This window comes from Sinomonas halotolerans, from assembly GCF_039615075.1.
Classification (GTDB): domain Bacteria; phylum Actinomycetota; class Actinomycetes; order Actinomycetales; family Micrococcaceae; genus Sinomonas; species Sinomonas halotolerans.
The window spans coordinates 48,126-74,347 of record NZ_JBDFRB010000016.1; the positions used below are offsets into that span (position 1 = coordinate 48,126).

At 72.7% G+C, this 26,222-nt stretch carries 22 protein-coding genes; 10 read left to right on the forward strand and 12 right to left on the reverse strand.

Going from position 1 to position 26,222, the window contains the following annotated elements:
• The first annotated feature begins 240 nt into the window (after window positions 1–240).
• The 9 genes from ABCQ75_RS14195 to ABCQ75_RS14235 all read left to right on the forward strand — a co-directional run bounded on the left by ABCQ75_RS14195 (window position 241) and on the right by ABCQ75_RS14235 (window position 12,009).
• Window positions 241–3,078 carry an aconitate hydratase gene (locus ABCQ75_RS14195; RefSeq protein ID WP_345886172.1) on the forward strand — a complete coding sequence of 946 codons (2,838 nt, stop codon included), beginning with the start codon at window positions 241–243 and terminating at the stop codon, window positions 3,076–3,078.
• A 145-nt stretch (window positions 3,079–3,223) separates the two neighbouring features.
• On the forward strand, window positions 3,224–5,233 hold the full coding sequence (dxs, locus tag ABCQ75_RS14200; protein ID WP_345886174.1) for a 1-deoxy-D-xylulose-5-phosphate synthase: 2,010 nt from the start codon (window positions 3,224–3,226) through the stop codon (window positions 5,231–5,233).
• A gap of 48 nt (window positions 5,234–5,281) precedes the next feature.
• The gene (locus ABCQ75_RS14205; protein WP_345886176.1) at window positions 5,282–5,839 is read left to right on the forward strand and encodes a hypothetical protein; all 558 of its coding nucleotides are present in this window, start codon (window positions 5,282–5,284) and stop codon (window positions 5,837–5,839) included.
• Between the two features lie 62 nt (window positions 5,840–5,901).
• On the forward strand, window positions 5,902–6,879 hold the full coding sequence (locus ABCQ75_RS14210; RefSeq protein WP_345886178.1) for an aldo/keto reductase: 978 nt from the start codon (window positions 5,902–5,904) through the stop codon (window positions 6,877–6,879).
• A 15-nt stretch (window positions 6,880–6,894) separates the two neighbouring features.
• Complete coding sequence (locus ABCQ75_RS14215; protein WP_345886218.1) at window positions 6,895–7,965, forward strand: nucleoside hydrolase; 1,071 nt, start codon at window positions 6,895–6,897, stop codon at window positions 7,963–7,965.
• Between the two features lie 131 nt (window positions 7,966–8,096).
• Window positions 8,097–8,945, forward strand: a complete 849-nt coding sequence (locus ABCQ75_RS14220) for an ECF transporter S component (RefSeq protein WP_345886180.1) — start codon at window positions 8,097–8,099, stop codon at window positions 8,943–8,945.
• A 15-nt stretch (window positions 8,946–8,960) separates the two neighbouring features.
• Window positions 8,961–9,725: an energy-coupling factor transporter transmembrane component T family protein gene (locus ABCQ75_RS14225; protein WP_345886182.1), complete on the forward strand. Its 765-nt coding sequence runs from the start codon at window positions 8,961–8,963 to the stop codon at window positions 9,723–9,725.
• Window positions 9,722–11,239, forward strand: a complete 1,518-nt coding sequence (locus ABCQ75_RS14230) for an ABC transporter ATP-binding protein (RefSeq protein ID WP_345886183.1) — start codon at window positions 9,722–9,724, stop codon at window positions 11,237–11,239. The genes ABCQ75_RS14225 and ABCQ75_RS14230 overlap by 4 nt, the downstream gene beginning before the upstream one ends.
• 155 nt (window positions 11,240–11,394) lie before the next feature.
• A complete protein-coding gene (locus tag ABCQ75_RS14235) occupies window positions 11,395–12,009 on the forward strand; it encodes a hypothetical protein (RefSeq protein WP_345886185.1) in 615 nt (204 codons plus the stop codon).
• A 111-nt stretch (window positions 12,010–12,120) separates the two neighbouring features.
• Here the strand turns inward: ABCQ75_RS14235 and ABCQ75_RS14240 are convergent, their stop codons facing one another.
• The 9 genes from ABCQ75_RS14240 to ABCQ75_RS14280 all read right to left on the reverse strand — a co-directional run bounded on the left by ABCQ75_RS14240 (window position 12,121) and on the right by ABCQ75_RS14280 (window position 22,258).
• Window positions 12,121–14,307, reverse strand: a complete 2,187-nt coding sequence (locus ABCQ75_RS14240) for a 3-hydroxyacyl-CoA dehydrogenase NAD-binding domain-containing protein (protein WP_345886187.1) — start codon at window positions 14,305–14,307, stop codon at window positions 12,121–12,123.
• Entirely contained in the window at window positions 14,308–15,525 is a 1,218-nt protein-coding gene (locus tag ABCQ75_RS14245) for a thiolase family protein (RefSeq protein ID WP_345886188.1), read from the reverse strand.
• Between the two features lie 38 nt (window positions 15,526–15,563).
• Window positions 15,564–17,060 (reverse strand): HRDC domain-containing protein, encoded by a 1,497-nt coding sequence (locus ABCQ75_RS14250; protein ID WP_345886190.1) that lies wholly within the window; start codon window positions 17,058–17,060, stop codon window positions 15,564–15,566.
• A 12-nt stretch (window positions 17,061–17,072) separates the two neighbouring features.
• Window positions 17,073–17,666, reverse strand: coding sequence for a DUF3000 domain-containing protein (locus ABCQ75_RS14255; protein ID WP_345886192.1), 594 nt, complete (start codon window positions 17,664–17,666; stop codon window positions 17,073–17,075).
• Between the two features lie 57 nt (window positions 17,667–17,723).
• Window positions 17,724–18,812, reverse strand: coding sequence for a threonine aldolase family protein (locus tag ABCQ75_RS14260; RefSeq protein WP_345886194.1), 1,089 nt, complete (start codon window positions 18,810–18,812; stop codon window positions 17,724–17,726).
• A gap of 49 nt (window positions 18,813–18,861) precedes the next feature.
• A complete protein-coding gene (locus ABCQ75_RS14265; protein ID WP_345886196.1) occupies window positions 18,862–19,638 on the reverse strand; it encodes an SDR family NAD(P)-dependent oxidoreductase in 777 nt (258 codons plus the stop codon).
• Window positions 19,635–21,053: a DUF6421 family protein gene (locus ABCQ75_RS14270; RefSeq protein WP_345886197.1), complete on the reverse strand. Its 1,419-nt coding sequence runs from the start codon at window positions 21,051–21,053 to the stop codon at window positions 19,635–19,637. Before ABCQ75_RS14270 ends, ABCQ75_RS14265 begins: the two co-directional genes overlap by 4 nt.
• A gap of 228 nt (window positions 21,054–21,281) precedes the next feature.
• The gene (gene msrB, locus ABCQ75_RS14275) at window positions 21,282–21,752 is read right to left on the reverse strand and encodes a peptide-methionine (R)-S-oxide reductase MsrB (protein ID WP_345886199.1); all 471 of its coding nucleotides are present in this window, start codon (window positions 21,750–21,752) and stop codon (window positions 21,282–21,284) included.
• A gap of 14 nt (window positions 21,753–21,766) precedes the next feature.
• The gene (locus ABCQ75_RS14280; RefSeq protein ID WP_345886202.1) at window positions 21,767–22,258 is read right to left on the reverse strand and encodes a hypothetical protein; all 492 of its coding nucleotides are present in this window, start codon (window positions 22,256–22,258) and stop codon (window positions 21,767–21,769) included.
• A gap of 102 nt (window positions 22,259–22,360) precedes the next feature.
• Here ABCQ75_RS14280 and ABCQ75_RS14285 point away from each other — a divergent pair, with 102 nt between their 5' ends.
• On the forward strand, window positions 22,361–23,638 hold the full coding sequence (locus ABCQ75_RS14285; protein ID WP_345886204.1) for an alpha/beta hydrolase family protein: 1,278 nt from the start codon (window positions 22,361–22,363) through the stop codon (window positions 23,636–23,638).
• Between the two features lie 89 nt (window positions 23,639–23,727).
• Here ABCQ75_RS14285 and ybaK read toward each other — a convergent pair whose 3' ends face one another.
• The 3 genes from ybaK to ABCQ75_RS14300 all read right to left on the reverse strand — a co-directional run bounded on the left by ybaK (window position 23,728) and on the right by ABCQ75_RS14300 (window position 26,116).
• Window positions 23,728–24,255, reverse strand: coding sequence for a Cys-tRNA(Pro) deacylase (gene ybaK / locus ABCQ75_RS14290; protein WP_345886206.1), 528 nt, complete (start codon window positions 24,253–24,255; stop codon window positions 23,728–23,730).
• Window positions 24,256–24,288: 33 nt separating this feature from the next.
• Window positions 24,289–24,762, reverse strand: a complete 474-nt coding sequence (locus ABCQ75_RS14295; protein WP_345886208.1) for a SufE family protein — start codon at window positions 24,760–24,762, stop codon at window positions 24,289–24,291.
• A 388-nt stretch (window positions 24,763–25,150) separates the two neighbouring features.
• On the reverse strand, window positions 25,151–26,116 hold the full coding sequence (locus tag ABCQ75_RS14300; protein ID WP_345883225.1) for an IS481 family transposase: 966 nt from the start codon (window positions 26,114–26,116) through the stop codon (window positions 25,151–25,153).
• Window positions 26,117–26,222: the final 106 nt, after the last annotated feature.

Sequence of the window (26,222 nt, forward strand, 5' to 3'; positions counted from 1 at the left end):
GGTAGCCGGCCCGGACCAGGGCCGGGGGAGGGCGGACGGTGGGTCTGCTCCTGCCGCCCGGCAGGTAGCCGGCCCGGGGGCGTGACCCGGCGTGACCCGCGACGTGAACGGCTGTGCGAACTAGGATGGGCCGCGATGGCACGCGGTCCGCTCGGGCCGCCCTGCCCGGCTTAGGCATGCCTAACTAGCAACGCCATGGTGCCGGGACAAAGATGGCAGTGTTGCGAGAGGAGTCCTGCATTGAGCACTGTGGACAGCTTCGGAGCCAAAGGCGTCCTGAACGTCGGCGGCAACGAGTATGAAATTTTCCGGTTGAATTCCGTGGAAGGCGCCGAGAGCCTCCCCTTCAGCCTCAAGGTCCTCCTGGAGAACCTGCTCCGCACCGAGGACGGTGCGAACATCACGGCGGACCACATCCGCGCCCTCGCCGGATGGGACCCGGAGGCCCAGCCGAACACCGAGATCCAGTTCACCCCCGCCCGCGTCATCATGCAGGACTTCACCGGTGTCCCGTGCGTCGTAGACCTCGCGACCATGCGCGAGGCCGTCAAGGAGCTCGGCGGCGACCCGAAGCGCGTGAACCCGCTGGCGCCGGCTGAGATGGTCATCGACCACTCGGTGCAGATCGACGTGTTCGGCAACGCCAACGCGATCGAGCGCAACATGGAGATCGAGTACCAGCGCAATGGCGAGCGCTACCAGTTCCTGCGGTGGGGCCAGACGGCGTTCGACGACTTCAAGGTCGTCCCCCCGGGCATGGGAATCGTGCACCAGGTCAACATCGAGTACCTGGCCCGCACGATCATGACCCGCGAGGTCGAGGGGCCGCAGGGCAGGGTTGTGCGCGCCTACCCCGACACGTGCGTCGGCACCGACTCGCACACCACCATGGTCAACGGCCTGGGCGTGCTCGGCTGGGGCGTCGGCGGCATCGAGGCCGAGGCGGCGATGCTCGGCCAGCCCGTATCGATGCTCATCCCGCGCGTCGTGGGCTTCAAGCTGTCCGGGTCGATCCCCGCCGGCGCTACGGCGACCGACGTGGTGCTCACGATCACCGAAATGCTGCGCAAGCACGGCGTCGTGGGCAAGTTCGTCGAGTTCTACGGCGAGGGCGTGGCGCAGGTGCCGCTGGCCAACCGCGCCACGATCGGCAACATGAGCCCCGAGTTCGGCTCGACCGCCGCGATGTTCCCGATCGACGATGTGACCCTGGACTACCTGCGCCTGACCGGCCGCAGCGACGAGCAGCTCGCGCTCGTCGAGGCGTACACCAAGGAGCAGGGCCTCTGGCACGACCCGTCCCGCGAACTGCGCTTCTCCGAGTTCCTCGAGCTGGACCTCTCCACCGTGGTCCCCTCGATCGCCGGCCCGAAGCGCCCGCAGGACCGCATCGAGCTCTCCGAGGCCAAGGACGAGTTCCGCCACGACCTGAAGAACTACGTCGCGCACGACGCCGACGCCGGCACCCTGGACGAGTCCCTCGAGGAGACCTTCCCGGCCTCGGATGCGCCCTCCTTCACCGCCGGCGCGACCCACGTCACCGACACGGACCGGGAGCCGCCGAAGTACTCGGCCGCCCACGGCGCCGCGGGCCGGACGTCCAACCCGGTCTCCGTGAAGATGGAGGACGGCCGCGAGTTCGACCTCGACCACGGCGCGGTGACGATCGCCTCGATCACCTCCTGCACGAACACCTCGAACCCCTCGGTGATGCTCGCGGCCGCCGTCCTCGCCCGCAACGCCGTGGAGAAGGGCCTGACCTCCAAGCCTTGGGTCAAGACCTCGGTCGCGCCCGGCTCGAAGGTCGTCACCGACTACTACGAGAAGTCCGGCCTGGTCCCGTACCTGGAGAAGCTCGGCTTCTTCACGGTCGGCTACGGCTGCGCGACCTGCATCGGCAACTCGGGCCCGCTCGAGGCGGAGATCTCGGAGGCCGTCCAGGCCAACGACCTCGCCGTGACCGCCGTCCTCTCCGGCAACCGCAACTTCGAGGGCCGCATCAACCCGGATGTGAAGATGAACTACCTCGCGTCCCCGCCGCTGGTCATCGCCTACGCCCTGGCCGGCAGCATGGACTTCGACTTCGACGTCGACCCGCTGGGCAAGGACCAGGACGGCAACCCGGTGTTCCTGAAGGACATCTGGCCCAACCCGGTCGAGGTCCAGCAGGTCATGGACGCCTCCATCGACCAGGAGATGTTCACCAAGTCCTACGCGACCATCTTCGACGGCGACGAGCGCTGGAAGTCCCTCCCGACGCCGACCGGCGACACGTTCGAGTGGGACGCGAAGTCCACCTACGTCCGCAAGCCCCCGTACTTCGAGGGCATGAAGGCGCAGCCGGACCCGGTCAGCGACATCGAGGGCGCGCGCGTCCTGCTCAAGCTCGGCGACTCGGTCACGACCGACCACATCTCCCCGGCCGGCTCCTTCAAGTCGGACACGCCCGCGGGCCAGTACCTCCTGGCCAACGGCGTGGAGCGCAAGGACTTCAACTCCTACGGCTCGCGCCGCGGCAACCACGAGGTCATGATCCGCGGCACCTTCGCGAACATCCGCATCAAGAACCAGCTGCTCGACGGCGTCGAGGGCGGGTTCACGAAGGACTTCACGCAGGAGGGCGCGCCGCAGGCGTACGTCTACGACGCTGCCGTGAACTACCAGGCCGCCGGCACCCCGCTCGTGGTCCTCGCGGGCAAGGAGTACGGCTCCGGCTCGTCCCGCGACTGGGCCGCGAAGGGCACCGCGCTCCTGGGCGTCAAGGCCGTCATCGCCGAGAGCTACGAGCGCATCCACCGCTCGAACCTCATCGGCATGGGCGTCCTGCCGCTGCAGTTCCCGGCCGGCGAGTCGGCCGCGACGCTGGGCCTGACGGGCAACGAGGTGTTCTCGGTCGAGGGCGTCACTGCGCTCAACGGGGGCACGACTCCGAAGACCGTGAAGGTGACCGCGACTGCGGAGGACGGCAGCGCGAAGTCCTTCGACGCCGTCGTGCGCATCGACACCCCCGGGGAGGCGGACTACTACCGCAACGGCGGCATCCTGCAGTACGTGCTGCGGCAGATCTCGGCGAACTGAGCCCACTCGGCAGAGCGGGTGAAAACGCGAAGGGCCCCCACCAGAACCGGTGGGGGCCCTTCTGCCGCATACGGGCCCGGCCCGGCAGACGACCGGCGGGAACGCGTTAGAGTGGTCCGTGCACGTTTCGAGCAAGGAGTGGCCCTTGGGCATCTTGGAGTCCGTCAGAGGTCCTGAGGACCTCACCCGCCTCAGCCACGAGGAGCTCACGGACCTCGCCCAGGAGATCCGCGGCTTCCTCATCCGCACGGTCGCGCAGACGGGCGGGCACCTCGGCCCGAACCTCGGGGTCGTCGAGCTGACCCTCGCGATCCACAGGGTCTTCGACTCCCCGCGGGACAGCATCGTCTTCGACACGGGCCACCAGTCCTACGTGCACAAGCTCCTCACCGGCCGGCAGGACTTCTCGACGCTCCGCCAGGAGGGCGGCCTCTCCGGCTACCCGTCCCGGGCCGAGAGCGAGCACGACATCGTCGAGTCCTCCCACGCCTCCTCGTCGCTGTCCTGGGCGGACGGCATCTCCCGCGCGCGCCAGCTCACCGGCGAGGGAGACCGGTACACCGTGGTGGTGATCGGGGATGGCGCCCTGACCGGAGGCATGGCCTGGGAGGCCCTGAACAACATCGCGGCGGACGCCCGCCGCCGGGTCGTGATCGTCGTCAACGACAACGGCCGCTCCTACGCGCCCACGGTGGGCGGCTTCGCCGACTACCTCGCCTCGCTGCGCCCCACGATCGACAGGGTCCGCACCGCGCCCGCGTACGAGGGCTTCCTCGACCTCGCCAAGCGGCGCCTCCAGGAGGGCGGCCCGTTCGGACGGTTCGTCTACCGGAGCCTGCACGCCACGAAGAAGGGCATCAAGGACTGGTGGGCGCCGCAGGGCATGTTCGAGGACCTGGGACTCAAGTACGTCGGCCCCGTGGACGGCCATGACGAGTCCGCGCTCGAGGAGGCGCTCACCACCGCGAAGAACTACGGAGGCCCCGTGATCGTCCATGCGATCACCGAGAAGGGCCACGGCTACGCGCCCGCCCGCAACCACGAGGCGGACCAGTTCCACGCCGTGGGCGTGATCGACCCCGAGACCGGCGAGCCCGCCGAGTCGCGCGGCGGCACGAGCTGGACGAGCGTGTTCGCGGACGAGATCGCGGCCATCGCGGACGAGCGTCCCGACGTCGTCGGCATCACGGGCGCCATGCTCATCCCGGTGGGGCTGCACAAGTTCGCCGCGCGGCACCCCGAGCGGGTCATCGACGTCGGGATCGCCGAGCAGCACGCCCTCGCGAGCGCGGCGGGCCTGGCCTACGGCGGCCTCCACCCGGTCGTGGCCGTCTACGCGACGTTCCTCAACCGCGCCTACGACCAGCTGCTCATGGACGTGGCCCTGCACAGGGCCGGGGTCACGCTCGTGCTGGACCGGGCCGGCGTGACCGGGCCGGACGGTGCGAGCCACCACGGCCAGTGGGACATGGCGCTCGTCCAGAGCATCCCCGGCCTGCACCTGGCCGCGCCCCGCGACGCGACCCGGCTCCGCGAGGAGCTGCGCGAGGCCGTCGCCGTGGAGGACGCGCCCACGGTGGTGCGCTTCTCGAAGGGAACGGTGGGCGCCGAGACGGAGGCCGTCGAGCGCCTCGAGGACGGCGTGGACGTGCTGGCCCGCGTGGGCACCGGCGCGGACGCGCACGACGGCGGGCCCCGCCCCGAGGGTGCCGGCTCGGCCGACGTCCTGCTCGTCTCGGTGGGGGCGATGAGCGAGATCGCGCTCGACGTCGCCCAGCGCCTCGAGCGCCAGGGGATCTCCTCGACGGTCGTGGACCCCCGCTGGGTGCTGCCGGTGCCGCGCAGTGTCGTCTCCCTCGCGGCCCAGCACCGGATCGTCGTGTGCCTCGAGGACGGGGTCCGCACGGGCGGCGTCGGGTCGCGGATCCGACAGGAGATGCGCGCGGCCGGCGTGGACACGGCGCTGAACGAGGTGGGCCTTCCGGCCGAGTTCCTCGACCACGGCTCCCGCGCCCAGGTGCTCGAGCGCGTGGGCCTCACGCCGCGCCAGATCACCCACGACATCGTGGCCCAGGTGCTCGGCACGAAGGTGCCGTTCGCGCGCCCGCTTCCCGGGCAGCCGGCTCCCACCACGGGCAGCCTTCCGCAGCTCTGACGGCCGCCGTCCAGCGGCTCCCACCGGCACACCGACGAGAAGGACACCATGAGCTACACACGCCTCTACCGCCGCACCGAGGACGGGACCCTCGAGTTCCGCGAGGCCTGGCACGACACCGAGGCGGGCCAGTTCGTGGTCAACCACGGGACGGTGGGACACCAGTCCACGACGGACTCCGCGGACGACGTCGACGCTGCCGCTGGCGAGGCGCTGCTGACGGCCTTCGAGGCCCAGTGCGCCGAGGACGGCTTCGGGCCTGTCCCCGAGGACGAGCAGTGGCGCCTCGTGGCGCAGTTCGCGCTCAAGACCGCCCAGGGCACCGAGCGGGACCGGAGCCTCGAGCGCCAGGCCGTGCAGGCCCTTTCCGCGCACTTCGCCTGGCGCGGGCTCGGGACGGTCGAGGGCTCGGAGATCTCGGGGGGCCGGCTGAACGTGTTCGTGCGCTGCGTCGAGCCCGGGAAGGCCGTAGCAGCCGCCAAGACATGCCTGCGCGAGGCGACGAGTGACTTCACGAAGCTCTCCCTCGCCGTCGCCCCGGCCACGGACCCAGAGGCCTTCAGGCTCAAGCACGCCCCGGCGGGCGTGCGCTCGTTCTCGCTCTGAGGGGTGCGCTTCGGCGACGGTCGCGCTTCCCGGCAGGTGCGCCCCATGGCTAGGCTGGCAGCATGACTGACTACCGCCGTCTGGGCCGCTCGGGCCTCACCGTCTCGACCGTCGGCCTCGGCTGCAACAACCTCGGACGCGCAAACACGCCCACCGCCACCCAGGAGGGCACGGACGCTGTCGTGGACGCCGCGATCGAGGCCGGCGTGACGCTGTTCGACGTCGCCGACGTCTACGGCGCGGTGCCCGGCCTGAGCGAGGAGATGCTCGGGCGGGCCCTCGCAGGCCGGCGGGAGGACGTGGTCATCGCGACCAAGTTCGGCATGGACATGCACGGGACGAACGGGAAGGACTTCGGGGCGCGCGGCTCCCGCCGCTACATCCGCACCGCGGTCGAGGCCTCCCTGCGGCGCCTCGGCACCGACTGGATCGACCTCTACCAGTACCACACGCCCGATCCCCACACGCCGATCGAGGAGACGCTCTCCGCCCTGGACGACCTCGTCCACGAGGGCAAGGTCCGCTACATCGGCCACTCCAACCGGGCCGGATGGCAGATCGCCGAGGCCGAGTACGTGGCACGGATGCGGGGCCTGACGCCGTTCGTCTCGAGCCAGAACCACTACAACCTCCTCGACCGCAGGGCCGAGCTCGAGGTCACCCAGGCCGCAGAGGCCTACGGGCTCGGCCTGCTGCCGTACTTCCCGCTCGCCAACGGGCTCCTCACCGGCAAGTACTCGCGGGGCACCGCACCCGAGGGGACGCGTCTGGCCCACACCCGCACGCACCTCGTCCACGACGCCGACTGGGAGCAGCTGGACCGGTTCTCGGCGTTCGCCCAGGAGCGCGGGCTCACCGAGCTCGAGGTCGCGTTCTCGTGGCTCGCGGCGCAGCCCTCGGTCGCGAGCGTCATCGCGGGGGCCACCCGTCCCGAGCAGATCCGGGAGAACGCCGAGGCCGCCTCGTGGCAGCCGAGCCCCGAGGACCTCGCGGAGCTCGACGACATCTTCCCGGCCGTCCCCAAGATCGCGCTCTTCTAGCCGCCCGCCGTGCCGATCAACGAGGCGTCCAGACCCGTGCCCCGGAACCCGTCGACAGCACCGGTCTCCCTCCTGGTGGACTGCGACACCGGGATCGACGACGCCCTCGCGCTCGCGTACCTCGCGGGCCAGCGGCATGTCGAGCTCGTGGCCGTCACAGCCACCCCGGGGAATGTCGACGCCGACCAGGTGGCCCGCAACACCCTCGCGGTCCTCGAGCTGTGCGGCCGCGGGGACGTTCCCGTCGCCATCGGCGCCCGCCGCCCGCTCGAGGTGCCGCTCGTGACGACGCCCGAGACGCACGGCCCCCAGGGGATCGGGTACGCCGAGCTGCCGCCGCCGCGCCGCGCACCCGAGGAGCGCGACGCCGTCGGGCTCTGGATCGACGCCGCGCGGGCCCGCCCCGGCGAGCTCACTGCACTCGTGACCGCGCCGCTGACCAACTTCGCCCTCGCACTGCGCGCCGAGCCGCGCCTGCCCGAGCTGTTCGCCGGCGTCGTGCTCATGGGGGGCGCCTACAACCACCAGGGCAACACGACCCCGACCGCGGAGTGGAACACGCACGTGGACCCGCATGCGGCGGCGGAGGTCTTCGCGGCGTTCGCGGGGCAGCCCGTTGACCGGCTCCCGATCGTGTGCGCTCTCGAGACGACCGAGCGGATCGAGATGCGCCCGGAGCACGTGGCGGCCCTCGCGGCCGCGGCAGGCTGCGCGGAGCCCGAACTGCTCCGCCCCGAGGACCCCGAGGGAACGCGCAGCAGGGCCTCGCGGCCGCTCGTGCGCCACGTGAGCGACATGCTGCGCTTCTACTTCGAGTTCCACCGGCTCTACGACCAGGGCTACGTGGCCCACATCCACGACGTGTTCGCCGCGGCCGTCGCGGCGGGGACTGCGCGCTGCGCGACCCGCGCGGCCAGCGTCCACGTCGAGACCGCCCCGGGGAGGCTGCGGGGAACCACCGTCGCGGACTTCCGGGGCCTGTGGGGGGAGCCGCCCTCCGCGCGGATCGTGAGCGCGAACCACCCCGCCGAGGTCTTCTCCGACGTCGTGCGCTCCCTCGGCGCGCTCGCGGCGGCCCGGGGCTGAGTCCCACGGGCCCAGCGCTGTGCCGGGCGGTAGACTCGGCTGCGCGCCCCCGACGGGCGCAGGCGCCGAGGTGACATAGGCGAAGACCCCGCAGGCGGCACCGCCGCCGTCCACCGAAGGACACGCCCGCCATGTCGTATCCCCTCACCACCGGATCCGCCGTCGACGCGCCCGGCCGCTCCCGCCTGCGCATCTTCCTCACGGTGCTCGGCGCAGCCGCCGTCGTGGCGACCTACGCCTTCCTCCTGGCCGCGCAGCCGGCCGACGTCATCAACGGCCCTTCGGCCGCCTCCGCACTCGTCGCGCTGACCGGCTACGGCATTGCGATGGTGCTCCTCTTCGCCGGGATCCTCCCCACGCTGCCCACCTCGACCCTTGCCCTCGTGCCGGTCGCCCTCGTGCTCAACATTGTGCTCGGGCAGTTCGTCGGAAGCGCCCTCGTGCCCATCTACCTGGACTCGATCGGCACCGTGCTCATCGCCTTCCTCGCAGGCCCCGCCGCGGGCGCGGCGACGGGCCTGGCGAGCACCCTTGTGTGGTCCTTCATCAACCCGACCGTTCTGCCGTTCGCGGCCGGTGCCGCCGCGATCGGGGCGCTCGCGGGCCTCGCCGCCAGAGCCGGCGCCGTGCGCCGCTGGGGCTGGGTCCCGGTGGCCGGCCTCGCGACGGGCCTCGTCGCCGCGCTCGTCGCCACCCCCGTGGCGATCGTCGTGTTCGGCGGCACCGCCACGGGGGCCACCGGCGCCGTCATCGCCCTCGCGCGCGCCACCGGCCAGGGGCTCGTCGAGTCCGTCACGACCGGGGCGATCCTCTCCGACCTCGTGGACAAGCTCGTGACGTTCACGCTCGCCGCCGCCCTCGTCTACGCCCTGCCGCGGCGATCGGCCCGCCGCTTCGAGTTCGTCCGGCGCCACAGGGTCCTCGGAAGCCCGCGCGCGGACGCCCTCGCAGGCGCTGGCGCTGCTCCGTCCGAGGACTGACCCCAGCCGCCCCCCGTGGCAGGACGGCTCCACCCGTTCACGGGCCTCGCGCTTGCGGGGACCGGCGCCGTGGCGTGCCTGGCGTTCCCCCACTGGGCCGTGTGGACCGCGGCGCTCGGGGCGGCGGCGGTACTCGCCGCGCGCGCCGGGGTGGGCCGCCGGGTCGCGGCGGCGGCCGCGGTGGTGCTCGTCCCGTTCGCGCTGTGGGCGTTCGGGATCCACGGCCTGTTCTTCCCGGAGGGCCGTGCCGTGCTCGCGGAGCTGGGCCCGGCCAGGGTGACGGCCGAGGGCCTCGCGCATGCGGGCAGGACGGTGCTGCGCACGGCCGCGCTCGTCGTGGTCATGCTCGCGTTCTCGGCGTGGGCCGACGTCCCGGTACTGCGCGCCGCGCTCGTGCGCCGGGGCGTTCCCGCCCAGCTGGGCTACGTCCTCGCCGGAACCCTGGGCCTCGCATCCACCGTGGGCGCCCGCCTCGCGCGGATCCGCGAGGCGCAGGAGGCGCGCGGGCTCGTGATCGGGACCGCGCCGGGTGCGCGGATCGCCGCGGCACGCCTCCAGGCCGTCCCCCTCGTCCTCGCCCTCGTGGAGGAGGCGGCCGAACGCGGCACGGCCCTGGAGGCGCGCGGGCAGGGGCTCCCCGGGCCGCGGACCTCATACGTGGCCGAGCCCGGGACCGGTCTCGAGCGCGCCGCGCGCTGGGTGCTCGCCCTCTCCTCGGCCGCGGTGGCAGCCGTCGCGGTCGCCGTGGAGATCGGCGCCGTGCTCGGAGGCGCACGGTGAGCGCGGCTCCCGGGCCGGTCCTCGCTGTGCGCGTGGACCGTTTCGCGCACGACGCCGACGGGCCGCCTGTGCTGCAAGGGGTGCGGCTCGCGCTCGGGCCGGGCAGCCTGACTGCCGTCCTCGGGGCCTCCGGGAGCGGGACGACGACGCTTGCGCGCATCGCGTCGGGATGGGCGCTCGGCTCCGGCCATGCAGAGTTCACCGGGGCGCTCGCCCTCGAGGGGGCCGCGCCGCTCGTCTTCTCGCCCGGGAACGCGCCGCGGCTCTCCCTCGGGGCATGGGGCCGCGAGGTGGCCTTCGTCCCGGAACGCGCCGCGGACCTGCTCACGGGCGCCTCCGCGAGCGTGGGGGAGGAGATCGCGTTCTCCCTCGGCCAGCGTGCCGTCCCGAGGGCCGAGATGGAGCGCCGGGTCCCCTCGGCGGCGGCCGAGGTGGGGCTCGGTGCGCTGCTCGAGCACCCGGTCGAGGGCCTCTCGGGCGGCCAGCTCCGCCGGCTCGCGCTCGCGTGCGCGCTCGTGGACGACCCTCGCGTCCTCGTCCTCGACAGCCCGGAGTCCTCGCTCGATGCGGACGGCGTCGCCGCCCTCGGACGGGCTGTCAGGGGCCTCCGACGGCGCGGCGCCGCTGTCGTCCTCGTCGGATCCTGCGCGGGGCCGCTGGCCCGGAGCGCGGACCACTGGGTCGTCCTCGGGGCGGGGACGGTCGCCGCGGAGGGGCCGCCCGCCGTCGTCCGTCCCAGCGCCGCGTTCGCCTCCTCGGGGGTCCTCCCGGCCGACCCGGCGGAGGCGGAGCCGCCTGTCCCTGCCGGCGCACCCGCCGTCCGTGCGGCCCCCGTCCACGGGCGGAGCCCGGCACAGGCGGCGGCCGAGCTCGAGGGGGTGCGTGTCTCGTACCGCTCGCGCAGCGTGCCCGTGCTCGTTGACGCGCACCTTGCGGTCGCCGCTGGCGAGACCGTGGCCGTCGCGGGGCCCAATGGCGCGGGGAAGTCGACGCTACTGCGCACGCTTGCCGGGCTCGTGCGCCCGGAGGCCGGCACGGTCCGGATCACGGGCCGCGACGTGGGAGGCATACCGGCTGGACGGATCGCCGAGCAGGTCGGGACGCTGTTCCAGGACCCCAGGGACCAGCTCTTCGAGCGCACGTGCGAGCGCGAGGTCGCTTTCGGCCTCGCCCGCCTCGGCCTCGGCCCGGGCGAGGTCCGCCCGCGCGCGCTCGAGGCGCTCGACGCCGTCGGCCTCGCCGCGGCCGCCAGCCGGCACCCGTACGAGCTTCCCGGGTCCCACCAGCGCCTCCTGGCCCTGGCCACGGTGCTCGCCCGCAGGCCACGCGTCCTCGTGCTCGACGAGCCCACCGTCGGCCTGGACCGCGACGGCCTGGAGGCGCTCGAGCGGACCATCGCCGCGGCCGCGGAGGCGGGCACCGCCGTAGTGCTCGCGACCCACGCACTGCCCTGGGCGGGGCGCCGGGCGGACCGGGTCCTCGCGCTCTCGGGCGGCCGCATCGTCGGCACGTGAACGGGCGGCCGCATCCGGGAGGCCGGCCTAAATCCGGAAGGGCGCGCCGCATCCGGTAGGGTCTGTCGCATCGGGCAGGCCCGCGGATCGGGCCGCCCTTCATCGGGCGGGCCCTGGCGCTGGGGCCTCTGCCGAGGCGGGCCGGAGGAGGCAGCATGCAGGCCGCGTGGGAGACATGGGAGGGCTTCTGGGTCGCCGGGAGGCGCCGCGGCGCCGTGCGCCGCGTGTTCGACGACGGGCTCCTCACCACGCGCGTGGGCTTCCTCGACGCCTCGGGGACTCCGTTCGCGAGCGAGAGCCTCGTGCGGCTGAGCGACGACGGCACCACGTGGCAGGCCTTCCGGTACCGCCAGGAGCCCGGGTCGGTGAGCGCCGGCGCGCGCCGGGCGGAGGCGGGGCTCGGTCCGGACACCCTGCCCGCGAGCGGCGAGCACCTCCTCGTCGCGCTCCTGGAGGAGTCCGGTCGCGATCGCACGGCGTACCTGCGGGTGGACGAGGGGTGCCCCGACGAGCCGGCCGCCCCGGCGGAGGCGGTCCGGGCCGGGACCGAACCGGTGGAGCTGCCCGACGGGCGCAGCGTCACGGCCGAGCGCATCGACATCGTCGCGGGCGGGGTCCGTGTGGCGAGCCACTGGCTGCACGCCGGCCGGGCGGTCCGCAGCGCCTGGGCGGGGGCGCTCGCCTTCGCCTGCGCCGACGAAGGAGAGGCCCTCGAGGGGCTCGACGACGGTCTCCGCGCCTTCCTCCAGGACGGGTTCGGCGCGGACTAGGCGCAGCCGCCGCTGCAGTCACGGCGCCGCTGCTGGCACGGCAGGCGGGGGCCCCGCGCCCGGCTGCGCGCGGGGCCCGTTGCCCTCGTCCTGCGGCACCTCCGCCAGAGGTCAGCGGCCTGGGTGGAACAGCCGTCCGTTGGCGCGCTGGGAGGCACCGACGCGGTCGAGGTAGGGAGTGATGCCGCCCAGATGCATGGGCCATCCAGCGCCGAGGATCATGCACAGGTCAACGTCCTCGGGGCCGGCCACAACCCCCTCGGAGAGCAGGAGGCCGATCTCCTCGGCGAGCGCGTCCTCGCAGCGCGTCCTGACCTGTTCCGCCGTGGAGGGCCGGTGCCCGAACTCGAGGAGCGCGAGCGTCGTTGCCGGGACCTCCTGGCCGCCTTCCGGCGTCGGGGCCCAGATTCCCTTGACCCCCGCATCGATGAGGGCCTGCTGGTTCGCCGAGACGTGGAAGCGGCCGCCGAAGGCCGCGTGCAGCGACTCGGAGACATGCTGGGCCACGGGCAGGCCCACCATGGCCGCGAGGGTGAACGGGCTCATGGGGAGGCCGAGTGGGCGCAGCGCGCCGTCGGCGACCTCGGCGGGCGTGCCCTCGTCGAACGCGGCCGTGACTTCGCCCATGAGGCGCAGGAGGACACGGTTCACCACGAACGCGGCGGAGTCCTTGACGAGCACGGCGGTCTTCTTCAGGCCCTTCGCGAGTACGAACGCCGTGGCGAGGACGGAGTCCTCCGTCCGGGGCGCGCGGACGATCTCGAGCAGCGGCATGACTGCGACAGGGTTGAAGAAGTGGAAGCCGACCACCCGCTCCGGGTGGGCCAGGTCCTCGGCCATCGCCGCCACGGAGAGCGAGGAGGTGTTCGTGGCGAGGATGCACTCGGGCTTGACGATGGCCTCGAGCTCGGCGAAGACCGCCTTCTTGACCGCGAGATCCTCGAACACGGCCTCGATGACGAAGTCCGCTTCGGCGAACTCGGCCTTGGAGGCGGAGCCGGTCACGAGGGCTCTGGTCCGGTTGGCCGCGTCACGTGAGATCCGGCCCTTGGCGAGGAGCTTCTCGACCTCGCCGTGGACGTAGGCGATCCCCTTGTCCACCCGTTCCTGGTCGACGTCTGTCATGACGACGGGCACCTTGAGCTGGCGGGCGAACAGGAGCGCGAGCTGGCTCGCCATGAGCCCGGCCCCGACCACGCCGATCTTCGTGACGGGACGAGCGAGCCCTGCATCCGGGGCGCCTGCAGGCCGCTTGCCGCGCTTCTGGACCAGGTCGAGGAATGCATAGACGGTGTCGCGGAACTGCGGCGTCTGCATGAGGCCGGTCAGTGCCGCCACCTCGAGTTCGGCGGACTCCTCCTGCGTGGCGCTGGCCCCTGCCTCGAACACGTCGAGGACAGCGGCCGGGGCCGGGGCGGCCTCGCCCACCTTGGCGGCAACGGTCCCGCGCGCGGCCTGAGCTGCCGCTGCCCAGCGCTCGGCGGCTGCGGGATCCGTCCGCGGCTCGACGGCGTGGGCGCGCTCGACGGCGGTCTCGCCCCGGACGACGGACGCCGCCCAGGCGAGTGAGGACTCGAGGAAGTCGGCCGGCTCGAAGAGCGCGTCCCCGATCCCCAGCTCGAACGCCTCCCGCCCGCCGATCGTCCGGTTGCCGTTGAGCGGGTTCTCGATCATGGCCTTCATCGCCGCCTCCGGCCCCGTGAGCCGCGGGAGGCGCCACACGCCGCCCCACCCGGGGATCAGCCCGATGAAGGCCTCGGGGAGCCCGATGCCCTGGGCGCCCGTGGACACCGTGCGGTACGTGCATGCGAGGGCGATCTCGAGGCCGCCGCCGAGGGCCACGCCGTTGATGAACGCGAAGGTGGGAACGCCCATCGTCCCTGCGGCGAGGAGGTCGTACGCGGCATGGCCGAGCCGGGCCATCTGCTCGCCGCTCGCAGGGTCCCGGAGGGTGCTGACGGTGGAGAGGTCGGCCCCCGCGACGAGGAAGTGGGGCTTGCCTGTGACGGCGACGGCGTCGATCCCGCCCGCGGCCGCCCGCTCGCGGAGGCCCTCGAGCGCGCGGCCGAGCTCGACGAGCGTATTGGGTCCGAGGGTCGTGGGCTTCGTGTGGTCAAGGCCGTTGTCGAGCGTCACGAGGGCGATCGTGACCTCGCGTCCGCCGGGGCCGGGGACCACGACCTCCGAGACGAGGGAGTGCGTCACGGTCTCATCCGGGACCTGGGCGGCCAGCCCGGCGAAGCGGTCGAACCGTGAGGACGGCGTCGGGGCGGGGAGGGACTCGGGTGCGGTGGTCATTCACTCGCCCTTCCGGTAGTCGGGATGGTGGGGGTTCTCCCAGATGACGGTGCCGCCCATGCCGAGCCCCACGCACATCGTGGTGAGCCCGTAGCGCACGCCCGGGTCCTCGGCGAACTGCCTCGCCAGCTGGGTCATGAGGCGGACTCCGGAGGAGGCGAGCGGATGGCCGACAGCGATGGCGCCGCCGTAGCGGTTGACCCGCGGATCGTCGTCGGCGATCCCGTAGTGGTCGAGGAAGCTCAGGACCTGCACGGCGAAGGCCTCGTTGATCTCGAAGAGGCCGATCTCGTCTATCCCCAGGCCAGCCTTGGCCAGTGCCTTCTCGGTGGCGGGGACCGGGCCTACGCCCATGACCTCCGGCTCGACGCCCGCGAAGGCGAACGAGACCATGCGCATCTTCGGGGACAGGCCGAGCTCTTCGGCCGTCTCGGCCGAGGTGAGCACGCACGCGGTCGCCCCGTCGTTGAGTCCGGCGGCATTGCCGGCAGTGACGCGCCCATGGGGGCGGAAGGGCGTGCGGAGGGCAGCGAGGTCCTCGAGCGTCGTGCCCGGCCGCGGCGGTTCGTCGGCGGTTGCGAGGCCATACCCCTCGCCCGGGCGCCGGGTGGCCACGGGCACGAGGTCCGGCTGGATCCGGCCCTCGGCGTATGCGGCGGCGAGCTTGGCCTGCGACGCGACAGCATAGGCGTCCGCGCGTTCCCTGGTGATCGCGGGGAAGCGGTCATGCAGGTTCTCGGCGGTGTTGCCCATGTTCAGGGCGGCGGGGTCCACGAGGCGCTCGGACATGAAGCGCGGGTTGGGGTCGGCGCCGGCCCCCATGGGGTGGTTGCCCATGTGCTCGACCCCGCCTGCGATGACGACGTCGTACGCGCCCACGCCGATGCTGCTCGCCGTCGTCGTGACCGCGGTCATCGCCCCTGCGCACATGCGGTCGACCGCGAAGCCCGGGACGCTGCGCGGAAGTCCCGCGAGGAGCGCCGCTGTGCGCCCGATCGTGAGGCCCTGGTCGCCCGTCTGGGTCGTGGCCGCAATCGCGACCTCGTCGACGCGATCTGCCGGGAGCGACGGGTTGCGGCGCAGGAGTTCCCGGATGGCCTTCACCACGAGGTCGTCCGCGCGGGTGCCGTGGTAGATGCCCTTCTCGCCCGCCTTGCCGAAGGGGGTGCGGACGCCGTCGATGAAGACGACGTCCCTGATGCGGGTGCTGGTTCTCATGCCGTCATGTTACTGGTGAGTAACATCACTGGCAATGGCTAGGAGTCGGACGGCCCCTGCTGCGCGCCGTCCGCCGCGGCGCCGTCCAGCGCAGGGCCGTCCACCGCGGCGCCGTCCTCCGGAGCGCTGTGCTCCCGGGCGCCGGCCGGCGGGGCCGCGGCGTGGGTGCCCTCCGTTCCCGCCGGGGCTGCGTCTCCGGGCTTCCCGGCCTTCTCCGCCCTGCCTGCCCCGGCCGCGAGGGTGAACGCCTCGAGCAGGCCGGACACGACCGCGGAGATCTGCCACTCGCGGGCCCCGAGGCCGCGGAGCGAGCCGCCGAGCGAGTCGGCCGTGACCGGCTCCGGCGGGCGCCACGCGACGCGGCGCAGGTGGTCCGGCGTCAGGACGTTCTCCACCGGCATCCCGAGATGGTCGGCGATCTCGGCGACCCGTGCCCGGGCGTGCTTGAGCCGCGCGGCAGCCTCGGGGTCGCGGTCCTGCCACACGCGCGGCGGCGGGGGAGCGGTGCTCGGAAGGTGCAGGGGAGGGAGCTCTTCGAGCCTGCGGGCCGTGGCGATGGCGCGGAGCCACCGGGGAGCCTCGCGCTGCGCCGCCCGTCCATGGAAGCCCTTCGTGGTCAGCAGCTGCGGGACCGTGCTCGGCATGGCACGGGCCACCGCGACGAGGGCCGAGTCGGGAATGAGCTTGCCAGGGGCGATGTCGCGCTTGGCGGCGAGGGCGTCCCGCTCGAGCCACAGCTCGCGCACCGCGGCCAGCTGGCGGCGGTCGCGGATCTGGTGCACGCCCGAGGTGCGCCGCCACGGGTCCGGCTTGGGCTCCGGGACGCCGGCAGCGAGTATCGCCGCGAACTCCTCCTCGGCGATGGCGAGCTTGCCCTGGGAGTCCAGGAGCTCGACCAGCTCCTCGCGGAGCTCGACGAGGACCTCGACGTCGAGCGCGGCGTAGCGGAGCCAGGGCTCGGGCAGCGGACGCGTGGACCAGTCGGCCGCCGAGTGCTCCTTCGCGAGGCCGAAGCCGAGCATCTGCTCGACGACGGCGGCGAGCCCCACGCGCGGGAGGCCCGCGAGGCGGGCTGCCAGCTCGGTGTCGAAGAGGCGGTCCGGCCAGAGCCCGAGCTCGGCGAGGCACGGGAGGTCCTGGGTCGAGGCGTGGAGGATCCATTCGACCCCACGAAGCGCGTCCTGGAGGATCCCGAGGTCCTCGAACGGCTCGGGGTCGATCAGCCACGTCCCTGCGCCCTCGCGACGGACCTGGACGAGGAAGGCGCGCTGGCCGTAGCGGAAGCCCGAGGCCCGCTCGGCGTCGACCCCCGCGGGACCGGTGCCCGCGGCGATCGCTGCCGCGCAGCGCTCGAGCCCCTCCTGCGTGGCGATGACGAGCGGGACGCCGTCCCTCGGCGCATCCAGGTCGACGACCGCGGGGACGGGAACCTCGAAGCCCTCGACCGTGATGTGGGACTGGCTGCCTGCGTCCGAGGGCGGGGCCCCTGGGGGGCCGGCGACGTGCGCTGTGGCGTCATGGGGCTGTGCGGTCATGGTCCCGCCAGTCTACCGCCGGGTCGGTTCTGCGCCCGGGCGCCGCCTGCGCGTCAGGGCGGAGACGCCTTCAGGGAGGGGAGGGACGCCGCCGAACGTGCAGACCATGTCCCCCCACGCCTCGAGGTGCTCGCGCAGTCCGAGCCCGCTCGGGGTCCAGGATGCGCGGAGCTCGATGTCGATCGTGTCGCTGCGGCCGGCAAGGGTCCCGTATCCCTCCGAGAGCACGCGGGTGGCCGTCCCGCCAGCCGCTGTGTAGCGCGCGCCGTGCTTGTCGAGGGATTCCACGAGCCACGTCCACGCCACCGAGCCCAGGAGCGCATCATTGCCCATGTCCGGCTCGAGCTGGGCTCGGATGTACGTGACGGCGCGGAACGCCCCACCCCATACTGCGGGCGGGTCCGGGTCGTGGAGGAGGATGAACCGCCCGGAGGCGAGCTCGCGGTCCTCGGCGTCGGACACCTCCGCCTCGAACGCCACAGCGTAGGGGGCAAGGCGCGCCGGGGCAGGGATCTCCTTGAGCCGGAGTTCCGGCCTGCTCGTCGCGCTGCGGAGGGAGCGGAGTGCGCTCAAGAAGTCCGCAGGCAGGTGTGCTAGTGCGGTCACCGGACCAGCCTACGCCTCGCCCGGTCCTGTGGCCCGGGAAGCCACGCCGTGCGTGCGCTATCGGTTCGCGAGCTCGGCGCGGAGCTGGGCGACGAAGGAGTCCACGTCCTCCTCGGTCGTGTCGAACGAGCACATCCAGCGCACCTCGCGGCGCGCCGCGTCCCAGTCGTAGAAACGGAACCGGGCGCGGAGCCTGTCGGCGATGCCGGCTGGAAGGATCGCGAAGACCCCGTTGGACTCGGTCGGCTGGGTGGGCTCCACGCCGTCGATCCCCTCGACGGCAGCCCGCAGCCGCGCCGCCATGGCGTTTGCGTGCCCAGCGGACCGCAGCCACAGGCCATCCTCGAGGAGCGCGAGGAACTGCGCCGAGACGAAGCGCATCTTGGAGGCGAGCTGCATGTCCATCTTGCGCAGGTAGGTGAGCCCGTGGGCGGCCTCAGGGCTCAGCGCCACGACGCACTCGCCGAACAGCATCCCGTTCTTGGTCCCGCCGAAGGAGAGCACGTCCACCCCAGCGCCGGAGGTGAACTCGCGCACGGGGACTCCGATCCCGGCAGCGGCGTTGGCCAGGCGCGCGCCGTCCATGTGCACCTTCATGCCCAGCGCATGCGCGTGGTCTGCGATCGCCCGGATCTCCTCGACGGTGTAGCGGGTGCCGAGCTCGGTCGTCTGGGTGATCGAGACCGCGAGCGGCTGGGCGCGGTGCTCGTCTCCCCACCCCCAGGCCTCCCGGTCGACCAGCTCCGGGGTGAGCTTGCCGTCCGTGGTGGGCACCGAGAGGAGCTTGAGCCCGCCCACACGCTCGGGCGCGCCGTTCTCGTCCACGTTGATGTGGGCGCTCGTCGCGCACACCACTGCGCCCCAGCGGGGTACGAGCGACTGGAGCGAGACGACGTTCGCCCCCGTTCCGTTGAAGACCGGGTAGGCCTCGGCCTGCTCGCCGAAGAGCCCCTTCATGGCCTCCTGGAGGCGTGCGGTGTAGTCGTCCTCCCCGTAGGCCACCTGGTGGCCGCCGTTCGCCGCGGCGAGGGCGGCGAGCACTTCGGGATGGGCGCCTGAGTAGTTGTCGGAGGCGAAGCCGCGCACGGAGGTGTCGTGGAGCGGCCAGCCCGCGGGGACGGGTACGGCAGGGGCAGATGAGGTCACAGTCACAGTATTCCCTAGGTCGTCGGGCGGGAGCGCGGAGGTGTTCCCGTCAGGCAGTCAGGTCGAGGCGCGCGCCGTTGATGCCCGCCGCATCCTCGGAGAAGAGGCGCACGACGCGCTCGGCGAGCGCCGCCACAGGGGTATAGCCGGGGAAGCGGCGGTCCGGATGGGCCGCGCGCGTCGCGTCGTCGAGCAGGGCCTTGACGGCGAGCACGACGGCGGCGCTCGCCTGGGGGCGCGGACCTTCCGCACGCTCGGACTGCTCCGAGGCCAGGCCCGTGGCCATGGCGCGGACCCAGGCCTCGGCGGCCGCCTTGGCCGCGGCGTAGTTGGCGTAGCCGGCCCGCGGGTGCTCGATGAGCGTCGAGGAGACGATGACGAACCGGCCGCGCGGCGAGTCCGCGATGTCGTCGTAGAAGGCACGGCTCGTGTTCCGCAGGGTCGCTATCGACGTCCGGGAGAGTGCCTCCCAGTCCTCGTCCGACTGGTCGGCGAGCGTCTTGCCGCCGCGCCACCCGCCCACGAGGTGGATGACGCCGTCGATCCGGCCGAACTCCTCCCGCAGTCCGGCCGCGAGTGCCTGGACCGCCTCGAAGTCGGCCAGGTCGCACACGCGCTGGGCCACGCCGCCGTCGTGCGGGCCGGCCCCGGGCTCCCCGAACGCCGCCGCGAGCCGCCCGGCGTCGCTCCCCACGGCGATGGGCAGGGCGCCCGCCGCGCGCAGGGCGCGGACCGCCGCGACGCCGGAGGCCGAGGTGGCTCCGGCGACGACGACGACCGCGCCCTGCGCGCCCTGCGGGGTGCCCTCGGCGGTGCCGCCCGTCATGCTGCCGCGTCCGGTGCGCCGGCGGCGTCGGAGGGCAGGGCCGTCTCGCCGGTGATGCCGGCGGTGGACGCGATGACGGCGTGCATCTTCTTCTCCAGTGCCTCGAAGAACATCGACAGCGGGAACTCGTCGTCCATGACGGTGTCCGTGATCTCGCGCGGCGTGCCCTTGAGGGGGAGGGCATCGGGGCCCTTGGCCCACACGGAGGCAGGGTGCGGCGTCACGACCGAGGAGACGAGCTCGTACGCTGCGAGCCAGTGCGCCAGCTTGGGGCGGTCGATGGAGCGCCAGTAGAGCTCGTCGATCGCGTCGCCGAGGGCGCTCACGACGACGGGGACCTGGTCCCAGTCGATCGCGAGCTTCGTGTCGGTCCAGTGCAGGACGCGGTGCTGGTGCATCCAGGCGAAGAGGAGCTGGCCTCCCAGGCCGTCGTAGTTGCGCACGCGCGTGCCGGTGATTGCGAACCGGAAGATGCGGTCGAAGACCACGGCGTACTGGACGAGCTTCGCGTGCCGGCGCGCCGCGGGGGCGGCCTTGGGGTCGTGCTCGATCCTGACGCACTCGCGGAACGCCGTGAGGTCGCACCGGAGCTCCTCGAGGGAGTAGAGGAAGAACGGCATGCGCTGCTTGATCATGAACGGGTCGAACGGGAGGTCCCCGCGCATGTGCGTCCGGTCGTGGATGAGGTCCCACATCACGAACGTCTCCTGCGTGAGCTCCTGGTCCGCGATGAGCTCTGCGGCGTCCGCGGGGAGCTCGAGGCTCGTGACCTTCGCGGCGGCGTCGAGGACGCGGCGGAAGCGGGCGGCCTCGCGGTCGGCGAAGATCGCGCCCCACGTGAAGGTGGGGATTTCGCGCATGGCCACGGTCTCGGGGAAGAGCACGGCCGAGTTCGTGTCGTAGCCCGGCGTGAAGTCCAGGAACCGGACGGGGACGAACAGCGCGTTGCTGTACGCCCCGGCCTCGAGCTCGGCGACGAACTCGGGCCAGATCACCTGGACGAGCACCGCCTCCACGAGACGGCTGCTGCTCCCGTTCTGGGTGTACATGGGGAAGACCACGAGGTGCTCGAGCCCGTCGACCCGGTTCAGCTGCGGCTGGAACGCCACGAGCGAGTCGAGGAAGTCCGGGACGCCGAATCCGCCCGCGGCCCACGAGCGGAAGTCCACTGCCGCGAGGCGGAGGTAGTCGGCGTCGTGCGGGAAGCGGGGCGCGAGCGCGTCGATCGCGGCGGCCAGGGTGCCCACGTGCGAGGCCGCGGCCGAGGCGTCGGCACCTTCGGCGAGGGAGCCGTCCTGCTGCTGGAGCGCCTGGAGCGCTACCGCGGCTGCCTTGAGGGCGAGCCAGGCCGGGTCCTCCTGCACGGGGAGGCGGGGGTCGGAGGCGACGGGGGTCTCGGCGACGATGGCGGACATGGACGTCTCGCTTCCTCGAAGGGGCGCGGCGCGAGGGGCGCCGTGCCCGGGCGGTCTGCTGTGGTGCCTCCGACACTAGACGCTCAACACGCATTGCTGTGGCTCAGAATGCCCATACATTAGAGACTCTATCGCTCGCGGCCCGTGCGGGCGGGGCTGGAGTTCCCTCGGCTGGGCCTCGGTCCGTCCCGACCGAGGACGCCTGCGGTCGCCCAGTCCCGCGGTCCTCTAGTCCCCTGACGGGACGAGCCTCAGCGAGATCGAGTTGATGCAGTAGCGCTGGTCTGTGGGTGTCGGGTAGCCCTCTCCCTCGAACACGTGGCCGAGGTGCGAGTCGCAGGTCGCGCACCGGACCTCGATGCGGTCCATGCCGAGCGTCCGGTCATGCACGTACACGACCGAGTCCTTGGCGAGCGGCGCCCAGAACGAGGGCCAGCCGCAGTGGGAGTCGAACTTCTCGCGGCTCGTGAAGAGCTCGGCCCCGCACGCGCGGCACTGGTAGCTGCCCTCCACATGGGTGTCCCAGTACTCGCCCGTGTAGGCGCGCTCTGTCCCCGCTTCCCGGAGGACCCTGTACTCCTCCGGGGTGAGGGCCTCGCGCCACTCATCCTCGGTCCTTCGCGCGGTGGGGCCGCCGCTCCCGGAGGTGCTTCCGCTCACGGGCGCGGACTCGGATCCTGATCTCGGGGTGTTCTCCATGCCTCCTCCAACGCTCAGGAGTCGCCGATGAATCCCGTCCCCGCGTAGAGGTGGAGCACGGGGATGCCCAGTCGGCGCTGTGCCTGATTGGCCCAGTCGGTGTGGAACGTGTCCTCGACGGCGTGGGGCAGCGTGACCACGACCGCCTGCTCGGCAGAGGATGACGAGGCACGGTCTGCGAGCGCGAGGACGGGATCGCCCTCGACCACGGACCCCGTCACGGGCGAGCCGAGCCCTTCGAGCGCGGCGAGGGAGTCCGCGAGGGCGGCGGCCGCCGTCGAGCGGGCCGTCTCCGCGTCCGGTCCGCGGTCCGTGAGCCCGTCCACGGCCTTGCCGAACTCGAGCATCGAGAGGTGGTCGAGGAAGTCCACCACGAGCCGGCGCTTGCGGCCCGCAGGCACGAGGACCTCGAGGGGCGTCCCGCCGTCGCCGAGGAGCTTCTCGACGGCGGCCCGCTCGCTCGGTCCGAGGGCGACTTCTGTCAGGATCAGGATCGGGGCGCTCATGCACCCAGACTAGACCGCAAGGGCCCGCAGCGGCAGGGACCCTGACGCGCCCGCGCGCCCGTGCGCCGGGGCCGCGGGCCCGATCCTTGCGACAATGGGTGCATGGTCACGCGAGAGCGCCCCACAGGAACGCGCAGGATCCGTCCCCTCAACCGGCCGGCCCCCGCGGCGGAGCCGCTGCCGCGCGCCTTCTGGGCCCTCGCCGGGGCCGGTGCCGCGCTCGGACTCGCCTCCGCGGCTGCCGCCACTAGCTCGGGACTCGCAGCCTACTTCGCGCGCCGGATCGTCACACCGGACAGGATCAAGGTCGAGGACCAGGAGATCCTCGCCGTCACGGGCGAGGGCCCCGAACGGCGGGTGATCATGCGCGCTACCCCCGAGACCGTGGTCGACGGCGAGTACAGCATCTTCTTCCACGGCGGGGCAGGGCACGCACGCCTCGGCAGGATCGAGGAGGCGCCGCCCGCGGACATGACTGTGACCCGCCCGGTGCTCACGGAGTACGCCGGCGACCTCACGGCTGCAGTGCGGGCCCGCTGGAGCGGCGTCGTGTACAGCACCCCGGCGGACGCGGGCTTCGAGGCGTCGGAGATCATTCTGCCGCTCGACGTCGGGGCCGCCCCGGCGTGGCTCGTGCCCGCGCCGAAGCCCTCCGAGACCTGGGCGATCATGGTCCACGGGCGGGGGGCCACCCGCATGGAGGGGCTCCGCGCGCTCCACGCCGCCCAGGAGCTCGGCCTGACCAGCCTCGTCATCTCCTACCGGAACGACGGCGAGGCGCCGGCCACTGCGGACGGGCGGTACGGGCTCGGCATGACCGAATGGCGGGACGTCGAGGTGGCGATCCAGTACGCGCTCGACCACGGGGCGCGGGACGTCGTCCTCTTCGGATGGTCCATGGGAGGAGCCATCAGCCTACGCGCGGCGGACTTCTCGACCTTGCGCCAGTACGTGCGGGCGCTCGTGCTCGATGCCCCCGTCGTGGACTGGGTCGACGTGCTCGCGTACCAGGCCCGGCTCAACCGGATCCCGTCGAGGGTCGGCCGCTTCGGCCAGTTCCTCCTGTCCAACCCGTGGGGCCGGCGCGTCACCGGCCTCACCGCGCCCCTGGACTTCAAGGAGATGGACTGGGTGTCCCGCGCGGTCGAGCTCCGCACCCCCACGCTCATCCTGCACAGTCTGGACGACGACTTCGTCCCGGCCGGGCCCTCGCTCGAGCTCGCCCGGCGCAATCCGGAGATGGTGACCCTCGTGACGTTCCGCAAGGCCCGGCACACCAAGGAATGGAACCACGACCGCGAGCAGTGGGAGGCCACCGTCCGCTCGTGGCTCGCGGACCAGCTCGAGCCGAGGCCCGCGGCAGGCGGCCGCGTCGTCTGACCCGCGCCCTCCAGGGCCCACGCCTGGCGCCCCGCGTGTGCCCGGTGCCCGCGCCCGTGAGGGTTCCCGGTGTCCCCGCCCGTGCGGGTTCAGGAAGCCCGCACCGGGGCGACGACAGCTTCCGTGAGCCGGACCAGGTCCGCCGGGTCGAGTTCGATGTCGAACCCGCGGCGGCCGCCCGAGACGAACACCGTGGCGTGGGCGAGCGCCGAGTCGTCGACCGCGGTGGGGGAGCGGTGCCGCTGCCCGAGCGGTGAGATCCCACCGCGGACGTACCCGGTCCGGCGCTCCGCCGCCGCCGGGTCGGCCATGACTGCACGCTTCGCGCCGAAGGCCGCGGCTGCGGCCTTGAGGTCGAGGCTCCCGGTCACAGGCACCACGGCAACGCAGAGCCGGCCAGCCTCGCCGACCGAGATCAGGAGCGTCTTGAAGACCCGCTCCGGCTCGACACCGAGCGCCTTGGCCGCCTCGAGCCCGTAGCCCTCTGCCGCCGGATCGTGGGCGTACAGGTGGGCGGCGAAGCGCACCCCCGCCGCCTCGAGCAGGGTCGTCGCGGGAGTGCCCGGCGCCTCGCCGTCGTGCTGCGCCCTCTGGCCGCCTGCCCGCTTGCGCGCCACGTCAGGCGAGCCCAGCGGCAGGGCGCCGGCCGGTCAGGAGCCCAGCACGCATTCGCCGGAGACCTTGCGCTTGATCCGTGCGAGCATGGCGGCCATGCCCCTCATGCGCAGCGGCGTCACCGCCCGGGTCAGGCCGAGCTCCTCGGGCATGTCGTCCGGGACCGCGAGGATCTGCGCGGCGGTCAGGCCGTCCAGGCCCTCATGCAGCACCGAGGCGAACCCCCGAGTCGTCGGGGCCTCCGGGGGGGCCGAGAAGTACAGCCTCACGATCGGCCCGGACCCCTGGGGAGCGGACTCGGGCGAAGGCTCCGTCTCGACCGCGATGAAGAGCGGGGACTGGCACTCAACCACCTGCTCGAGGAGCTCGGGGTGGTCCTTGAAGCGCTCGGGGAGCTCGGGCAGCGAGCGCGAGAACTCGAGCAGGAGCTGCAGGCGCTCGCGTTCCTCGACGGCCTGGAAGTCGTCGACGATCTCCGCCAGGGCGGTGGGCAGGGTGTTCGTGCTCATCCCCTCCAGCGTACGCCCCTCGTCGCTGCGGCGGGCCAGCGTCCGCCCACGGCCGAGGCCTCTGTGACGCCCCGTTGCACCCCGTTCCGGGTACAGATCAGAGCCCTGATTCGGTCCTCCGGGTACAGATCAGAGCCCTGATTCGGCCGTTCGGGTACAGTTCCCGGCGCCTTCTCTCCCCTTCGGGTAAACGGACGACGACGGCCGGCGGGATCCGCGGGGGAGCCGCCGGCCGTCGTCGTACCCGAAAGGCGAAAAGGGGGCAGAGATCTGTATCCGGAACCAGCCGAGGGCCGGGTGCCGCGACCTGGCCGGGCGGCCAGGTGCGGGCTCGTCGGCCTCCCTGGCCCCAAGAGACCGGGTGCCGCGGGCTAGCTGTACCCGGCCATCAGGTTGGTTGCAGTCGGCTGGTCGGGGGCTTGCCTCCGAGTGCGCTGTGGCTACGTTGAGTGTTGTAGTGCTCGAGCCAGGGTGCAAGTGCTTCGGTGCGTTGGTCGTTGCTGGTGAAGGGCTGGCGGTAGGCCCACTCGGTCTGCAGGGTGCGGTTGAGACGTTCCACCTTGCCGTTCTGCCAGGGGCAGTGGGGCCGGATGAACTTCTGGCGGATGCCATGCCTGGCGCAGACCTCGCCCAGGGAGTACCGGTAGGCGAAGGCGTTGTCGGTCATGAGCCGCTCGATGCGGGCGATCCCGTGGGCGGCGAAGTAGGCGACCGCCCGGTCGAGGAAGCCGGCACAGGTGGTGCCCTTCTCGTCCGGGAGGATCTCGGAGTAGGCCAGCCGGGAGAAGTCGTCCACGAGCGAGTGCACGTAGTCGAAGCCGATCGGGCCCTTCTTGTGCTTGTGGGCCACGGTCGCTTCCCTGCCGAGGGCGCGCCAGCCTCCTCCGTCCGGGATCCGGCCGAGCTTCTTCACGTCCATGTGGACCAGCTCGCCGGGCCGTTTGCGTTCGTAGCGCACGGCTGTGGCCTTGCTGGAGCGGATCAGCTCTCCGCTCATCGGGTCGAGCGCTGCCAGGGGCGGCAGGCCGTTGCGGGCCAGGAACCGCGAGACCGTCCGGGGCGGCACCTCGAGCTGGGCCCCGATCCAAGCGGGCCCACGCCGTTCGCTCTGGCGCAGGTCGATGATCCGCTGCTCGAGCTCGGCGCTGGTCTTTCTCGGGCAGCTGTGCGGACGGGAGGAGCGGTCGTGGAGGCCGTCCTCGCCCTCCTCGGCGTAGCGGTCGATCCAAGTCTTCACGCACTTGCGCGAGATGCCCATCGCCGAGGCGAGGTGGGCCTGCTTCCACCCCTCGAGATGGCGGCGGACGATCAGCAGGCGGCCATGGAAGGTCAGGCGGGCGTTACCGTGGGACAAGAGAGCCTCCGGGGTCAGGTGAAAGCCTTCGACAAGCCACACCCCACCCGGAGGCTCTCCCTACGTCAACACGACTCGCCTGCCACCAACGTCATGACCCGGTACA

Excerpts from the sequence above, each read along its gene's own strand:
- ABCQ75_RS14205 (WP_345886176.1), top strand. The coding sequence starts at position 5,282 with ATGAGCTACACACGCCTCTACCGCCGCACCGAGGACGGGACCCTCGAG.
- ABCQ75_RS14210 (WP_345886178.1), top strand. The coding sequence starts at position 5,902 with ATGACTGACTACCGCCGTCTGGGCCGCTCGGGCCTCACCGTCTCGACC.
- ABCQ75_RS14220 (WP_345886180.1), top strand. The coding sequence starts at position 8,097 with ATGTCGTATCCCCTCACCACCGGATCCGCCGTCGACGCGCCCGGCCGC.
- ABCQ75_RS14235 (WP_345886185.1), top strand. The coding sequence starts at position 11,395 with ATGCAGGCCGCGTGGGAGACATGGGAGGGCTTCTGGGTCGCCGGGAGG.
- ABCQ75_RS14240 (WP_345886187.1), bottom strand. The coding sequence starts at position 14,307 with ATGACCACCGCACCCGAGTCCCTCCCCGCCCCGACGCCGTCCTCACGG.
- ABCQ75_RS14245 (WP_345886188.1), bottom strand. The coding sequence starts at position 15,525 with ATGAGAACCAGCACCCGCATCAGGGACGTCGTCTTCATCGACGGCGTC.
- ABCQ75_RS14250 (WP_345886190.1), bottom strand. The coding sequence starts at position 17,060 with ATGACCGCACAGCCCCATGACGCCACAGCGCACGTCGCCGGCCCCCCA.
- ABCQ75_RS14265 (WP_345886196.1), bottom strand. The coding sequence starts at position 19,638 with ATGACGGGCGGCACCGCCGAGGGCACCCCGCAGGGCGCGCAGGGCGCG.
- ABCQ75_RS14270 (WP_345886197.1), bottom strand. The coding sequence starts at position 21,053 with ATGTCCGCCATCGTCGCCGAGACCCCCGTCGCCTCCGACCCCCGCCTC.
- msrB (WP_345886199.1), bottom strand. The coding sequence starts at position 21,752 with ATGGAGAACACCCCGAGATCAGGATCCGAGTCCGCGCCCGTGAGCGGA.
- ABCQ75_RS14280 (WP_345886202.1), bottom strand. The coding sequence starts at position 22,258 with ATGAGCGCCCCGATCCTGATCCTGACAGAAGTCGCCCTCGGACCGAGC.
- ABCQ75_RS14285 (WP_345886204.1), top strand. The coding sequence starts at position 22,361 with ATGGTCACGCGAGAGCGCCCCACAGGAACGCGCAGGATCCGTCCCCTC.
- ABCQ75_RS14295 (WP_345886208.1), bottom strand. The coding sequence starts at position 24,762 with ATGAGCACGAACACCCTGCCCACCGCCCTGGCGGAGATCGTCGACGAC.